This is a genomic window from Tenacibaculum sp. SG-28, from assembly GCF_002954385.1.
In the GTDB taxonomy this organism is placed as follows: Bacteria; Bacteroidota; Bacteroidia; order Flavobacteriales; family Flavobacteriaceae; genus Polaribacter.
The window spans coordinates 38,108-51,729 of sequence record NZ_MQVY01000002.1 but is presented as its reverse complement, the minus strand read 5'-3'; the positions used below and the strand labels follow the sequence as shown (position 1 = coordinate 51,729).

Here is a 13,622-nt window from a genome sequence, read left to right as displayed (position 1 = left end):
TTTTTATTAAAAGGTCGGCTTTAAAAAAGAAGTTTTAAAACATTTTGTAAATTTGATGGTTTACAAATATCACCCCTTAAAAATTTAGTGCCCTCAAAAAGCACAAAAATAGTATATTTAGCATTATGGCGAAAGTAAAATATTATTACGATCCAGATACCTTATCCTATAGAAAAATAGAAAGTAAAACAAGTGAGAAGTACAAAAAGTTATTTATTGGTGTTACCGGTTTATGTCTCGTTGCTTTTCTCGGTTTTATTGGTTTTAGTCAGTTTTTATTAACGCCGAGAGAACGCTCGCAAAAAAGAGAATTAGAAAACTTACAATTACACTATGAGTTATTGTCAAAACGAATGGAAGAAAGTGCTCAGGTTTTGGAAGAATTACAACAAAGAGATAATGCTATTTACAGAACTTATTTTGAAGCAACACCCATTGCTGATGAGCAGAGAAAAGCAGGGTTTGGTGGTGTAAATCGTTACAAAAGTCTCGATGGCTTTGAGAATAGTTCTATGATTAAAAATGTTACTAGAGAATTAGATGTTTTGTCGAAACAAATGGTTGTACAATCCAAATCTTTAGACGAGATAGTAGATTTAGCCAAAGAAAAGGAAAAAATGTTGGCTTCTATTCCTGCGATACAACCCGTAAAAAATGAAGACTTGAAAAGAATGGCATCGGGTTATGGAATGCGATTACACCCAATATTGAAGTCTTGGCGAATGCATAATGGAATGGATTTTACTGCTCCAACCGGAACTCCTATTTTCGCTTCCGGAAATGGAAAAATAATCAAAGCACACCGGAGCGCAACGTTTGGAAATGTCGTATACATAGACCACGGATACGGGTACAAAACAGTGTATGCACACATGAGTAAGTTTGCCGTGAGAAAAGGACAAAAAGTAAAACGTGGAGATATTATTGGATATGTTGGAAACACAGGACGTTCCGCTGCACCACATCTTCACTATGAGGTGCATAAAAATGACCGCCCTGTAAATCCAATTTACTACTATTACGGTGATTTGACTCCAGAAGAATTCGCATCGATGCAAAAAGCATCGCAACAAAAAGGGCAATCGTATGATTAATGGTATTCTATGCATATAAATCTTCCAGATAAAAGGTATTACAAAATAGGAGAAGTCGCTAAGGCTTTTGATGTTAATACCTCCTTGATTCGTTTTTGGGAAAAAGAATTTGATGTCATCAAACCTAAAAAAAATGCCAAAGGAAATCGATTATTTACCAAAGAAGACATTGCAAACTTTAAATTAATTTTCAATTTAGTGAAGGAAAGAGGTTTTACGTTAGATGGAGCCAAGCAAAAGCTGAAAGGAAATCCTGAAAAAGTAATAAGCAATCATGAAATTATTAGTAAATTGGAAGCCGTTAAGGCCGAATTAATTAAAATTAAAAATCAATTATAAATTAAAAAACGTGAAAATTATGAAAAAATGGTTATTTCCAATCCTTATTATCGGGGCAATAGTACTGTGGGCAATCTCTGGGTATAACAATATTGTTACACTAAGAAATAGTGCTGAAACCGCGTGGTCTAAGGTAGAAAGTTCTTACCAACGTAGAAACGATTTAATAGGAAATTTAGTTAAAACAGTACAAGGTGCTGCAGATTTTGAAAAGTCTACACTCACCGATGTTATTAATGCAAGAGCAAAGGCAACACAAGCTACTATCAATGCAGGAGATTTAACTCCGGAAAATATTGCGCAATTTGAACAGGCACAACAGGGTTTGAGTGGTGCATTATCAAAATTACTCGTTTCCGTTGAACGTTATCCAGAACTCAAAGCCAATAAAAATTTCTTAGAATTACAAAGTCAGTTAGAAGGAACAGAAAATAGAATAAATGTTGCAAGAGATAGGTATAATGATGAGGTGAATATTTACGATACAAAAATTGATAAATTTCCAGGAGTATTATTAGCGGGGATTTTTGGATTTGATCAAATGCCGCGATATAAATCAGAAGAGGGGTCTGAAAAAGCACCAGATGTAGATTTTAAATTTTAAAGTCATGTCAGATAATGTCGAGAGTTTTTTGTCTGCGTCTGAAGAACAAGAAATTATTAGCGCAATTCGGAAAGCAGAACAAAATACTTCTGGTGAAATCAGAGTTCATATCGAACATACTGCTTCATTAGCGCATTACGATCGTGCAAAAGAGATTTTTGCAGCACTAAAAATGTACAACACACAGCAACGGAATGCGGTGCTACTTTATATTGCTGTCAAAGATCACGCTTTTGTTATTTTCGGAGATAAAGGCATCGATGCGGTAGTATCCGATGATTTTTGGGACTCTACTAAGGATGCCATACAAGACCACTTTAAAAAAGGGGAATTTAAAACCGGAATTGTGACTGGGGTTTTGAAAGCAGGCGAAGAGTTGAAAGCCACTTTCCTTGGCATACAGGGGATAGAGATGAGTTGTCTAACGAAATATCCAAAGGGTGATGAGAATGTATTTTAAACAACAAATGGTTTTTCTTGTCGCTTTTTTATCCTCTATGACACTTCTTGCACAGGGATTTCAAATACCTGTAAAACCAGCTCTTGAAACAAGTGTGTACGATTATATTAATTTGCTTTCTACAAGTCAAAAGAATGCCTTAGAAAACAAGCTTATCCGTTATTCTGATTCTACTTCCACACAAATTGTTGTTGCTCTTATTGATTCTACAAAAGGAGAAGATATAGGGTATTTAGCAACCAATTGGGCTGAAGATTGGGGTTTCGGTCAAGCGGAAGAAGACAATGGTGTTTTCATATTAGTTGCAAAAGGCGACAGAAAAGTAACGATTCGCACTGGATATGGAGTAGAGCACTTACTAACCGATTATACTTCTCGTCAAATTATTGAGTACGTTATTTTACCTAATTTTAAACAGGGAGATTTTTATGGGGGTTTAAATAAGGGAGCAGATGCTGTTTTTGAGGTACTCAATGGAGAATTTAAAGGTTCTCCACCAAAACCTGATGGTCTAGATGGTGGTATAGTTATCTTTATCATTATGGTGATTATTTTTTTACTTTTACTGTCTAGAGGAAATAAAAACAATAGAGGTGGAGGTAGAGGATATAGAAGATCTCCAAGTATTTTAGATACAATTATCCTGAGTAACTCTGGCCGTGGTGGCTTCGGAGGCGGAAGTTTTGGCGGTGGTTTTGGGTCGTCTGGCGGAGGCTTTGGAGGTGGTTTTGGCGGTGGCTTTGGTGGCGGCGGCTTTGGTGGCGGAGGCGCTACTGGAGGTTGGTAAATTTCTACATATTATTAAACTTTAAAAAAAGCTACAGTGATCTGTAGCTTTTTTTACGCTAATTTTACACGAGTAAAAATATTTTTTTAGGGGTTTCTTTGAAGAGTGTTTATATATTTAAACTACAATAGAACCTTTTTTTCTTTGCGAGCTGTCTTTTACCAGTTGACTCTTTAAACTATATTTTCCGGTGAGTATTGATAGCTCCATATAATTCTGTTCATACGAACTGTTTTTAAGGGCTATTTTTATTTCATTTTGAGCATAGGAGGATGTAGGTTTACAATTCGCCATATACGATATATACCTGCGAAATGTTTATACAATTCACTAAATCTCTGTCGCGCAATTATGTTTTATTTTTAATCACCAATTTCGAGTTTTACATTGCTTAAAGTTTTACAGTTCAAGTAATGTAATTTGATTTCGTTGTAGGGAAATTTTAGATTGATTTTCTAAAGATTTAAGAAGTCTTGATATAACAACTCTCGAAGTGTGAAGATCGTTTGCAATCTCTTGGTGTGTCGCATTTATAGTGTCGCTATGGTTTACTAGGGCTTTGTCTTTTAAATATTTTAAAAGTCTTTGATCCATGTTTAAAAATGCAATGGTATCGACGGCTTCGATAAATTCTTCTAATCGATTATGGTAGCTTTGTAATATAAACTCTTGCCAAGAAGCATATTTACTTAGCCAATCTCCCATTTTTTCTTTCGGTATCATTAAAAGCGTCACGTCATTTTCTGTAACTGCTCGAATTTTACTTTTAGTTTGTCCCATGCAACAAGAAAGTGTAACTGCGCAGGTGTCACCACGCTCCAAATAATACAGTACTAATTCATCACCATTCTTGTCTTCTCGCAATATCTTTATAGCCCCGCTAAGCAAAAGTGGTATAGAGGCGATGTAGCTATTAGTGTCTATGATAGTTGTATTTGCTTTAAACTTTTTATAAACAGCTATTTTATCAATTTCCTCTAATAGTTTGTTTTCAAATAAATATCCGTAACTTTTTTTTAATTCTTCCATAAACAATTTTTTGTGTTTTTTTTGGCACCAAAAACTTCATTTTCTTTTTGATACAATTAAATTACAGCGCTAAAAACAGGAGATTAGACCGGGTTTTTAAATATTATAATACAATTACAATAGTACATACAACCTGATAGTTGAATTAGCTTCTTTTGAAGTAAATATTACGAAGATATTAGTTAATAGTGTTTTTTAAATTTTCAATCGTATTGGTTGGGTTGTCGCTTTTGAAAACATAACTACCAGCTACGAGTACATCCGCTCCAGCTTCGATAAGTTTGTTCGCATTTTTATCGGTTACACCACCATCAATTTCGATTAAAGTAGTTGCGTTACTAAAGGAAATAAGGTTTTTTAATTGCGCTGTTTTTTTGTAAGTGTTTTCGATAAACGATTGTCCTCCAAAACCTGGGTTTACACTCATAATACATACTAAATCTAAGTCGGATATGATATCTTCTAGAACTGCTATAGGTGTATGTGGGTTTAAGGCTACACCTGCTTTCATTCCGGCATTTTTGATAGCTTGAATTGTTCGGTGTAAATGCGTACAAGCCTCATAGTGTACGGTTAAAATATCAGCACCAAGATCTGCAAATGTTTGGATGTACCTATCGGGATCTACAATCATTAAATGTACATCGATAGTTTTTTTGGCATGACCAGTTATAGCTTTTAACACCGGCATTCCAAAGGATATATTTGGTACAAATACACCATCCATAATATCAATATGAAACCAGTCTGCTTTACTCTCATTAACCATTTCTACATCTCTTTGAAGGTTTCCGAAGTCAGCTGCTAAAACGGAAGGAGCAATAAGTTTTTCCATATGTAATCTTGTTTGTTGTTGTGATGTTTATTATTTGGCAAATATAGGCAATTCTTAAAGAGACGGAACAAATAAAAAACAAAACCCTTGAGGCTTTCAAGGGTTTTATTTTTATAAGTATTTGTTCTGTTAGCCCAAGTAGGTCATCAGTATTTTACTTCTTGAGGTGTGCTTAAGTCTTCGGATTGCTTTTTCTTTTATTTGTCTAACACGCTCTCTGGTTAGATCAAAAGTTTCTCCAATTTCTTCTAAAGTCATTGGTTGATGTTCTCCTAAACCAAAGTATAACTTTACAACATCAGCTTCCCGTGGCGTTAGTGTTTCAAGGGCACGATTTATTTCAATGCGCAAAGATTCATGCAATAAGGTTTTGTCAGGATTTGGAGATTCTCCAGAATTGAGTACGTCGTACAGGTTTGAATCTTCTCCTTCAATTAAAGGTGCATCCATAGATACGTGACGTCCAGAATTTTTCATAGATTCTTTAACGTCATTAACCGTCATGTCTAACTTCTTTGCAATTTCTTCCGCACTAGGTGGACGTTCGTTTTCCTGTTCTAGGAAAGCGTACATTTTATTAATTTTATTGATCGATCCAATTTTGTTTAATGGAAGTCTAACAATACGAGATTGTTCTGCTAAAGCTTGTAAAATCGACTGGCGAATCCACCAAACCGCATACGAGATAAATTTGAATCCACGTGTTTCATCAAATCTCTTTGCTGCCTTAATGAGACCCAAGTTACCTTCGTTAATTAAATCAGGTAAGGTTAACCCTTGATTTTGGTATTGTTTCGCAACAGAAACGACAAAACGAAGATTGGCTTTGGTTAACTTTTCTAGAGCTCTTTGGTCTCCTGCCTTGATACGTTGTGCTAATTCTACCTCTTCGTCGGCTGTAATCAAATCTACCTTTCCTATTTCTTGTAAATATTTGTCAAACGAGGCAGTTTCTCTATTCGTTACCTGCTTTGTAATTTTCAGTTGTCTCATGCGGTAAAACTATGTTTTTAAAATTATCATTCACTCTCCATATACTTATACGTATGCAGGTCTCATAATGTTACAAAAAACAAATATTTTTCTGAAGAAAGTTTATAACGGTGTGTTAAACCCTTGGTTTTTAATATGGTAAAATTATATTTAGCACTGCTCAAATGAAGCTTTGTTGCCTAAAGAGTTTCCAAACTCTTTGTTAACTTCATCATGCCTGTATTTACTTCCACGAATAGCAAGAAGTGTAATGTTTATACCAAAGGATAAAATTAACGAGAATAGTACTACATTACTACTCAAAAGACAGGTGTAAAAAAACACCTCTTGTCCCGAGAAAGTCAATAGGGTCTGTCCATTGACTATTCGGTGAATTGTCATAAACCAATTCATTATTTATGGCAAAAATACCTCGAATGGAAGGGGAGAATTTAAAGAAGTTTAAGTATAAATCTACTCCAATACCGATTTCATACATGAAGTTCCCGGTAGTAGTTCTAAATTTCCCTGCAAAATTGTCGTCACTGCTAGATTCGTTGCTGGAGAAATTGTGGTCATAAGACACGCCTCCTAAAACATAAGGCCTTACATTGTTGATTCGGTTTGTGCTCAGTTTTAATATTAGTGGTAAATGTAAAAAAGTTGCACCTACTTCTCTCGTTTTAACAACTTCGTTTTCTCCTTCAATATGGTTAAAAACAAGTGTTTTAGCATTCGACATTAGACCTGGTTCAAATCTCAAGTTTATGTTGTTGTGCAGTCTTAAATCAGCAATCAGCCCAACATTAAAACCAATAGAGGGATTTACCGCAACGTCAGGTTGGTTAATAAAACTTGGTTTGTAGGCAACTTTATAACTATTGTTGTTTAACCCTAAATAAAATCCATAGTGAAATAGCGGTTTGTCAAAACTAGGAAGTTTAAGGACTTTTTCTACTTGACTAAAGCCCTGATAAAAGCCGAGTAAAATTGTGAGTAATAACGCTGTTCTTTTGATCATTTTATTTGTTTGCTGTATAAATTGATGCAACTCCAAAGGTCACTGGGATATTCTTTGCATTCTTAAACCCATTTTTTTCTAAAATATTGTTGAAAGCTTCTCCAAATGGAAAAGAATTTGCACTTTCTGATAAATACTTATAGGCCACCTTGTCTTTGGAGAATACTTTGCCTATCACAGGTAAGATAAAATTGGTGTAAAATTGGTATCCTTGTCGGAATGGAAATTTAGTCGGGTTCGAGGTTTCTAAAACAACAAAGGTTCCTCCTGGCTTAAGTACTCGTAAGATTTCTTTCAGACCCTTGTCTAGGTTTTCAAAGTTTCTAACCCCAAAAGAAACAGTTATGGCATCAAAAGAATCATTGTCGAAAGGAATATTTTCACTATCGCCAACCACCATTTCTATTTTTTCAGATAATTTCGCCTTTGCAACTTTTTGTTTTCCAACCGATAACATCCCTTCTGAGATATCTAGTCCGACAATTCTCTCCGGATGTAAATCTGCCATCATTAGAGCTAAGTCACCGGTTCCCGTAGCAATGTCTAGGATCTGTTTTGGATTTTTTTTTCCGACAAGAGCAACTACTTTTTTTCTCCAACTAACATCAATCCCTAAGGAAATAACTCTGTTTAAGCCATCGTAATCTTTCGAAATGGTATTAAACATTTGTGCCACTTGCTCTTTCTTTCCTAAATCGGAATCTTTGTATGGTTTTACTTGTTTTGACATAAATTAAGTACTAGTGATTTCTCGTATTAACCGTTAATAGCTACAACTTCGTTTATTTGATTTGGTAGCATTTCCTTTAACATGGTTTCAATTCCATTTTTTAAAGTAATGGTTGAGGAAGGGCAGCCGCTACAAGCGCCTTGTAATATTACACTAACTTTTTTGCTGTCTACGTCATACGATTGAAAGGCGATGTTTCCTCCATCTGAAGCAACGGCAGGCTTGATATATTCGTCTAAAATAGCTACTATTTTTGCTTCTGTATCTGTTAGGTTTTTCTTTACTGTCTCTGGGTTATTTTTAGTTTCTTGTTGTGGTAATGCAGCGATAATTACTTTGTCTTCTTGCAGGTATGCTCTAATAAAAGTTCGTATGTCTTGGTAGACGTCATTCCATTCTACCATGTCGTATTTGGTTATGGAAATGTAATTTTCTGAGATAAAGATTTCCTTTACAAATGGAAAGTTAAAAAGTTCTTGCGCTAGAGGAGAAGATTTGCTCGCCTCATCAATGTTTTTGAATTCTACATCGGTCTGCGTTAGCGCTTTATTACTTCCAAATTTCATAACCGCTGGATTTGGAGTAACCTCTGCATATACCTCAATAGGATTCATTTTTGCTGTTTTTTCTTCGAGAACAACAGTTTTGCCCGCCATAAGGTAGGTTTGAATTTGGTCTTTAACTTCCTCAGCAACATCATCCCAGCTAACAATATCGTAACGTTGTATCGCAATAAAATTAGCGGTTATAAACACTTTTTTTACAAAGGGAAGATAAAATAAGGTTTGTGCAAGAGGCGAATTCTTTGCCTCGTCAATATTATTGAATTCATAACTCCCACCATTAATTAAAATTGAATTGCTTACGAATTTAACTATGGTTTCATTGCCAGTTTCCTGTATGTTTATTTGTACTGTGTCCATATGCTGAAAATAAAATGCAAAATTACACTAAAAAAGTGATATATGGATGTAAAAAAAGCCTTGTAAATTACAAGGCTGCGTAGTACAAATATTGGAATCTTTTATAAATTGATTCTAATAGTGCCGGAAAATCTGCATGCGTTACTATTGATGGCAACATCTCCGGGGCGATACATGCTTTCAAAATCTTGACGTTCTGTGTTTCGATAGGAAAGGTCTACTAGAATACTACCGAAATCATAACCCAAACCTAGAGAGTATCCTTGGGTATTGTCATCGTTATTTGTTCCTCCCTTAGCTGCGACTGTATTTGGGTTTTCTTCATAGAGATAACCGCCTCGAACACTTAGTCGATCAAATCGCCATTCTGTTCCAATATTTATCGCGTTGGTATTTCGATATTCTCTCTCAAAATTCTGATTAATATCATTGAAGTTACCACCAGAAAAGGCCATATTGGTATAATCTCTAAAAGTGTAGTCGAAACTGATTAAACCTTGTTTGCCAAAAATATAGGCACCACTCGCTGTAATCCTGCTATTGGTTCTAAAATCATACACATAAAAATCTTGTGAGGATTCAAATCCATAAGGAATATCCTTATTAGGAATGGAATTAAGTTCAATTCTATCGTAATAGTCTTCGGTAATTTCATTGTACCATGTTGCGTTTCGTATGCCAATCCAAATCTAATATTTTGCTTCAATTTATAGATGAAACCAAAACTAAAAGAAACACCGTTTCCTTGAATATAACTGTCAATTAGTTCGTTTGCAATTAAGACATTGTCATCGTTATCTTTGTTGTTTTCTTGAAGTTGTGTAACTCTATTGAAGTTGAAGTTATGAAAGTGAATGCCTCCTCCAAGATGTAATTTATTGCGATGTACTGCAGAAAATCCCATATTAAAAACACTTGATATTCCATTCTTGAGGAAGAAATATCTTGTTGAATCGCTTGGTTAAACTCGTTTTTAGGGACTGCATCATCCATAAAATGTTGGGTGTAGTTTGGAGAACCACTATTACCATTTACGCTGTAGAAAGCATCGTAATCACTTTTGATTTTGTAGTTGAAAGTTAGTGCAAATCTCGTCCAATCTTTGCTAAAGGCAGCGTCAAAAGTCAAGATACTTCCAGCTTGGGTAAAGTTAAACACATTATTATCGTAATTGGAGTTATTTCCATAATAACTAGCTTCTAATGTTGTATTTGTGTTGGAGAAAGTAGCAGAAGAACTACTGTATTTTGAAACCCCACTTCCAGCAGGATTGATGCTAAAAGCCGACTCGTCTCCTCCTAGGGCGCCAAAAGCTCCCCCCATTGCCTCAAATCGTGCAGTTCCATAGCCATCATCTTTGGCAAAAATAAAACCGAGTTCATTATAAGATAACGATTGCGAAAAAGCTATCAAAGGGAGCAAAAGTAATGGTGTTAAAATTTTATCTTTTTTCATATCTAGAATTATTTATCTCGTTTACCTTCCTCTTGAGCCTCCTGATCTTGATCTACTTCTTCCCGAAGACGAACCTCTGGAGTAACTACTTCTACTTGAAGAACCTCTCGAGTAGCTACTTCTGGAGCTTCTTGAAGAATTACTACTTCTTGTGTTGTAGCTTCTGCTGTTGGATCTTTTTGTACTTCTAGTATTGCTTCTTGTGTTGTAATTTTTCACAGAAGTTCTTTTGGTATTTCTCGAAGTATTGGCTCTTTTTGTATCGTAATTTCTAGAGGTAGAAGTTCTTCTTGAGTTGTAATTTGAAGTTCTTCTATTGTTATATCTTCCGTACGAATAAGGAGAGTCATATGCAACACCTCTTCTGTTGTTATATCTTCCGTTGTAATATGGTCGATAAGGATTCGCGCCTCTGTAGTAAGGACTGTAGTATGGTCTATAATACGGTCTATAGTATGGGCCATAATAGAAATTATTGTATCCCCATCCCCAACGGTTCCAATATCCATTAGGATATCCCCACCAAGGATTATAGCCACCATAAAACCAAGGGTTACCGTACCAACCCCAAGTATTCCATCCCCAGGTATTCCATCCCCAATTAGTGTTTAAATTAATATTTACAACAACGTCGTCATTATCATATCCCCAAGGACTATTAGAACTATAGGTTATTGCAGTTTCTTCCTGAAGTACCTCATCTTCTGGTACAAAGTTCGCTGCATCTGATTTGTAATTTTCAATATCGGTAAGAATGTCGGAACCATTTAACAGGCTACTTCTTTCTAATGCCGTTGAGAAGGAATTCTCTTCTTCTTTGATCACTACTACATTTTGCGTTTGTTTTTGATATACAGGTTCCTGATCGTATATACCGTCTGCAGATTTAGAAACGGTTTGCATTGCTCCACATGACATTAATACGCCCATAAACGATAATATCAAAAGTAAAACAGAATTCGGGTATTTTGGGTTCTTTGTTGTCATTTGTGTTGTTTTTTGTTAAGATGATTAATTTCGTATGTAATTTACGCAAAAAAGTAAAATTTGTTGGGCTTGTTACCTTTTTAATGTAGTTTTGCATACACGATTCGCATTAATAATAACAATTTTTATGCCAAACTTTTTATCATGAGTAAACATTTAACAAAAAGAGCAGACGACTATTCAAAGTGGTACAATGAGTTGGTGGTTAAAGCAGACTTAGCAGAAACTTCAGCAGTTAGAGGTTGTATGGTAATAAAACCATATGGATTTGCTATATGGGAGAACATGAAAGCAGAATTAGACAGAATGTTTAAGGAGACCGGTCATCAAAATGCCTATTTTCCGTTATTTGTTCCGAAAAGTTTGTTTGAGGCAGAAGAAAAAAATGCAGAAGGATTTGCAAAAGAATGTGCTGTTGTTACGCATTACAGATTGCAAAGTGACCCTGAAAATGAGGGTAAATTACAAGTAGATCCAGAGGCTAAATTAGAGGAAGAATTAGTAGTGCGTCCAACTTCAGAGGCTATTATTTGGAATACCTATAAGAAATGGATACAATCGCATAGAGATTTACCTCTTCTCATCAATCAATGGGCAAATGTAGTTCGATGGGAAATGCGTACGCGTCTTTTTTTAAGAACGGCGGAGTTTTTATGGCAAGAAGGACATACTGCACACGCAACTAAAAAAGAAGCGTTAGCAGAGGCGAAACAGATGCAAGAAGTCTATGCAACTTTTGCAGAAGACTTTATGGCAATGCCTGTTATAAGAGGTTCGAAATCAGAGAGTGAGCGTTTTGCTGGAGCCGATGCAACCTATACAATTGAGGCTTTAATGCAAGATGGAAAGGCTTTACAGGCAGGAACTTCTCATTTTTTAGGCCAAAATTTTGCCAAGGCATTTGATGTAAAATATACTTCTAAAGAAGGAAAGCAAGAATTTGTATGGGCGACATCATGGGGAGTATCTACCAGGCTAATTGGAGGTCTTATCATGACCCATTCTGATGATGCTGGATTAGTTCTACCGCCAAAACTAGCCCCAATCCAGGTGGTCATAGTTCCAATTTACAAAGGGCAAGAGCAATTAGAAGCCATTTCTGAAAAAGTTAGTGACTTTGTTAAAGATTTGCGTGCCAAAGGCGTTTCTGTAAAGTTTGACGATCGCGATACTATGCGTCCGGGGGCCAAGTTTGCTGAATACGAAATGAAAGGGGTTCCTGTAAGAGTTGCATTAGGTAACAGAGATCTTCAAAATGGAACTGTGGAAATAGCGCGAAGAGATACTTTTGAAAAGTCTACAGTACAACAAGAGGAAATGGTTGGATACATTGTTCGTCTTTTGGAAGAGATACAGCAAAACTTGTATAAGAAAGCACTTTCCTTCCGAGAGACAAACATTACTGAGGTTGCCAATTTTGACGAATTTAAAGAGGTGATTGCTACTAAAGGTGGTTTTGTTTCTGCACATTGGGACGGTACCGTAGAAACAGAAATGAAAATAAAGGAATTAACAAAAGCTACTATTAGATGTATACCAAATGATGCTAAAGAAGAGCACGGTATATGTGTTTTTTCTGGAGCAAAATCTAGCCGTAAGGTATTATTTGCAAAAGCATATTAAAAAAAATTAAAAAGTTTTGGTGTAAATAAAAAGAGTTTTTATATTTGCACCCGCAATCACAAAAAGATTGTCTTGGTCCGTTCGTCTAGGGGTTAGGACGCCAGGTTTTCATCCTGGTAACACGGGTTCGATTCCCGTACGGACTACAATTTTTATTTTAACAAATAAAAGAAAAATATATACGATTAAAAAAAGAATTGTATATTTGCATCCGCTATCCAAATGGATGTTTTGGTCCGTTCGTCTAGGGGTTAGGACGCCAGGTTTTCATCCTGGTAACACGGGTTCGATTCCCGTACGGACTACAAAGTTTTTATAAACATAAAACGAATTAAGTAAAATGGCAAATCATAAGTCAGCATTAAAAAGAATCAGAAGTAACGAGACGAAGCGTTTAAGAAATAAATACCAGCACAAAACTACACGTAATGCGGTAAGAAAATTAAGGGCTATTACCGATAAGAAAGAAGCAGAAGGAATGTTTACAACTGTGGTTTCAATGTTGGATAAATTAGCAAAGAATAATATTATTCATAAAAACAAGGCAGCTAATTTAAAATCAAAATTAGCAAAGCACGTTGCTGCCTTATAAAAAGCGCCAAAATAAAATTAATTAAAAGTACTCCACTATGGAGTACTTTTTTTGTTTTATATTTTGAGAATTGCAGTCTCCAATAGTTTATAGAAAATGCTTTAGAAATTCTAACTTTTGGTCTTCTATCAAGTGCTTTTTGCTTTGTTATCGTAATAGTATTGTAAAAAT

16 protein-coding genes, 2 tRNA genes and 1 pseudogene are annotated in these 13,622 nt (G+C 35.5%); 9 read left to right on the top strand and 10 right to left on the bottom strand.

Features of this window, described 5'->3' with window-relative positions:
* Nucleotides 1-125 precede the first annotated feature (125 nt).
* The 5 genes and pseudogenes from BSU00_RS05245 to BSU00_RS05225 all read left to right on the top strand — a co-directional run bounded on the left by BSU00_RS05245 (nt 126) and on the right by BSU00_RS05225 (nt 3,284).
* Nucleotides 126-1,094 carry a M23 family metallopeptidase gene (locus tag BSU00_RS05245; RefSeq protein ID WP_105003464.1) on the top strand — a complete coding sequence of 323 codons (969 nt, stop codon included), beginning with the start codon at nt 126-128 and terminating at the stop codon, nt 1,092-1,094.
* 9 nt (nt 1,095-1,103) lie between these two features.
* The gene (locus BSU00_RS05240; protein WP_105003463.1) at nt 1,104-1,433 is read left to right on the top strand and encodes a MerR family transcriptional regulator; all 330 of its coding nucleotides are present in this window, start codon (nt 1,104-1,106) and stop codon (nt 1,431-1,433) included.
* 19 nt (nt 1,434-1,452) lie between these two features.
* On the top strand, nt 1,453-2,037 hold the full coding sequence (locus BSU00_RS05235) for a LemA family protein (RefSeq protein ID WP_105003462.1): 585 nt from the start codon (nt 1,453-1,455) through the stop codon (nt 2,035-2,037).
* Nucleotides 2,038-2,041: 4 nt separating this feature from the next.
* Nucleotides 2,042-2,481: pseudogene (locus tag BSU00_RS05230) on the top strand (TPM domain-containing protein).
* Nucleotides 2,481-3,284: a YgcG family protein gene (locus BSU00_RS05225; RefSeq protein WP_105003461.1), complete on the top strand. Its 804-nt coding sequence runs from the start codon at nt 2,481-2,483 to the stop codon at nt 3,282-3,284. Before BSU00_RS05230 ends, BSU00_RS05225 begins: the two are co-directional and overlap by 1 nt.
* 399 nt (nt 3,285-3,683) lie before the next feature.
* Here the strand turns inward: BSU00_RS05225 and BSU00_RS05220 are convergent, their stop codons facing one another.
* The 10 genes from BSU00_RS05220 to BSU00_RS05180 form a co-directional block, all read right to left on the bottom strand.
* Nucleotides 3,684-4,313, bottom strand: coding sequence for a Crp/Fnr family transcriptional regulator (locus BSU00_RS05220; protein WP_105003460.1), 630 nt, complete (start codon nt 4,311-4,313; stop codon nt 3,684-3,686).
* A gap of 178 nt (nt 4,314-4,491) precedes the next feature.
* On the bottom strand, nt 4,492-5,148 hold the full coding sequence (gene rpe, locus BSU00_RS05215) for a ribulose-phosphate 3-epimerase (RefSeq protein ID WP_105003459.1): 657 nt from the start codon (nt 5,146-5,148) through the stop codon (nt 4,492-4,494).
* A gap of 129 nt (nt 5,149-5,277) precedes the next feature.
* On the bottom strand, nt 5,278-6,141 hold the full coding sequence (locus BSU00_RS05210; protein ID WP_105003458.1) for an RNA polymerase sigma factor RpoD/SigA: 864 nt from the start codon (nt 6,139-6,141) through the stop codon (nt 5,278-5,280).
* Between the two features lie 150 nt (nt 6,142-6,291).
* The gene (locus BSU00_RS12880; protein ID WP_158254394.1) at nt 6,292-6,444 is read right to left on the bottom strand and encodes a hypothetical protein; all 153 of its coding nucleotides are present in this window, start codon (nt 6,442-6,444) and stop codon (nt 6,292-6,294) included.
* Nucleotides 6,437-7,141 carry a porin family protein gene (locus BSU00_RS05205; RefSeq protein WP_105003457.1) on the bottom strand — a complete coding sequence of 235 codons (705 nt, stop codon included), beginning with the start codon at nt 7,139-7,141 and terminating at the stop codon, nt 6,437-6,439. The genes BSU00_RS12880 and BSU00_RS05205 overlap by 8 nt, the downstream gene beginning before the upstream one ends.
* Nucleotide 7,142: 1 nt before the next feature.
* Entirely contained in the window at nt 7,143-7,871 is a 729-nt protein-coding gene (gene ubiE / locus BSU00_RS05200; protein WP_105003456.1) for a bifunctional demethylmenaquinone methyltransferase/2-methoxy-6-polyprenyl-1,4-benzoquinol methylase UbiE, read from the bottom strand.
* 26 nt (nt 7,872-7,897) lie between these two features.
* Nucleotides 7,898-8,794 (bottom strand): NifU family protein, encoded by an 897-nt coding sequence (locus BSU00_RS05195; RefSeq protein ID WP_105003455.1) that lies wholly within the window; start codon nt 8,792-8,794, stop codon nt 7,898-7,900.
* A 101-nt stretch (nt 8,795-8,895) separates the two neighbouring features.
* Nucleotides 8,896-9,354 (bottom strand): porin, encoded by a 459-nt coding sequence (locus BSU00_RS05190; RefSeq protein WP_105003454.1) that lies wholly within the window; start codon nt 9,352-9,354, stop codon nt 8,896-8,898.
* A 217-nt stretch (nt 9,355-9,571) separates the two neighbouring features.
* Nucleotides 9,572-10,249: a hypothetical protein gene (locus BSU00_RS05185; protein ID WP_105003453.1), complete on the bottom strand. Its 678-nt coding sequence runs from the start codon at nt 10,247-10,249 to the stop codon at nt 9,572-9,574.
* 21 nt (nt 10,250-10,270) lie between these two features.
* A complete protein-coding gene (locus BSU00_RS05180; RefSeq protein ID WP_146104796.1) occupies nt 10,271-11,236 on the bottom strand; it encodes a hypothetical protein in 966 nt (321 codons plus the stop codon).
* A gap of 144 nt (nt 11,237-11,380) precedes the next feature.
* On the opposite strand from BSU00_RS05180, the gene proS reads away from it, so the two are divergent.
* The 4 genes from proS to rpsT all read left to right on the top strand — a co-directional run bounded on the left by proS (nt 11,381) and on the right by rpsT (nt 13,451).
* Nucleotides 11,381-12,859, top strand: a complete 1,479-nt coding sequence (proS, locus tag BSU00_RS05175; protein WP_105003451.1) for a proline--tRNA ligase — start codon at nt 11,381-11,383, stop codon at nt 12,857-12,859.
* A gap of 74 nt (nt 12,860-12,933) precedes the next feature.
* Nucleotides 12,934-13,005, top strand: a tRNA-Glu gene (locus BSU00_RS05170).
* An 87-nt stretch (nt 13,006-13,092) separates the two neighbouring features.
* Nucleotides 13,093-13,164, top strand: a tRNA-Glu gene (locus tag BSU00_RS05165).
* A gap of 35 nt (nt 13,165-13,199) precedes the next feature.
* Entirely contained in the window at nt 13,200-13,451 is a 252-nt protein-coding gene (gene rpsT, locus BSU00_RS05160) for a 30S ribosomal protein S20 (RefSeq protein ID WP_105003450.1), read from the top strand.
* Nucleotides 13,452-13,622: the final 171 nt, after the last annotated feature.

Bases quoted from the DNA above. Each gene is read 5' to 3' on its own strand.
- BSU00_RS05210 (WP_105003458.1), bottom strand. From the start codon at position 6,141: ATGAGACAACTGAAAATTACAAAGCAGGTAACGAATAGAGAAACTGCC.
- BSU00_RS05195 (WP_105003455.1), bottom strand. From the start codon at position 8,794: ATGGACACAGTACAAATAAACATACAGGAAACTGGCAATGAAACCATA.
- rpsT (WP_105003450.1), top strand. From the start codon at position 13,200: ATGGCAAATCATAAGTCAGCATTAAAAAGAATCAGAAGTAACGAGACG.
- BSU00_RS05235 (WP_105003462.1), top strand. From the start codon at position 1,453: ATGAAAAAATGGTTATTTCCAATCCTTATTATCGGGGCAATAGTACTG.
- BSU00_RS05180 (WP_146104796.1), bottom strand. From the start codon at position 11,236: ATGACAACAAAGAACCCAAAATACCCGAATTCTGTTTTACTTTTGATA.
- rpe (WP_105003459.1), bottom strand. From the start codon at position 5,148: ATGGAAAAACTTATTGCTCCTTCCGTTTTAGCAGCTGACTTCGGAAAC.
- BSU00_RS05220 (WP_105003460.1), bottom strand. From the start codon at position 4,313: ATGGAAGAATTAAAAAAAAGTTACGGATATTTATTTGAAAACAAACTA.
- BSU00_RS05240 (WP_105003463.1), top strand. From the start codon at position 1,104: ATGCATATAAATCTTCCAGATAAAAGGTATTACAAAATAGGAGAAGTC.
- BSU00_RS05185 (WP_105003453.1), bottom strand. From the start codon at position 10,249: ATGAAAAAAGATAAAATTTTAACACCATTACTTTTGCTCCCTTTGATA.
- BSU00_RS05245 (WP_105003464.1), top strand. From the start codon at position 126: ATGGCGAAAGTAAAATATTATTACGATCCAGATACCTTATCCTATAGA.
- BSU00_RS05205 (WP_105003457.1), bottom strand. From the start codon at position 7,141: ATGATCAAAAGAACAGCGTTATTACTCACAATTTTACTCGGCTTTTAT.
- BSU00_RS05225 (WP_105003461.1), top strand. From the start codon at position 2,481: ATGAGAATGTATTTTAAACAACAAATGGTTTTTCTTGTCGCTTTTTTA.
- ubiE (WP_105003456.1), bottom strand. From the start codon at position 7,871: ATGTCAAAACAAGTAAAACCATACAAAGATTCCGATTTAGGAAAGAAA.
- proS (WP_105003451.1), top strand. From the start codon at position 11,381: ATGAGTAAACATTTAACAAAAAGAGCAGACGACTATTCAAAGTGGTAC.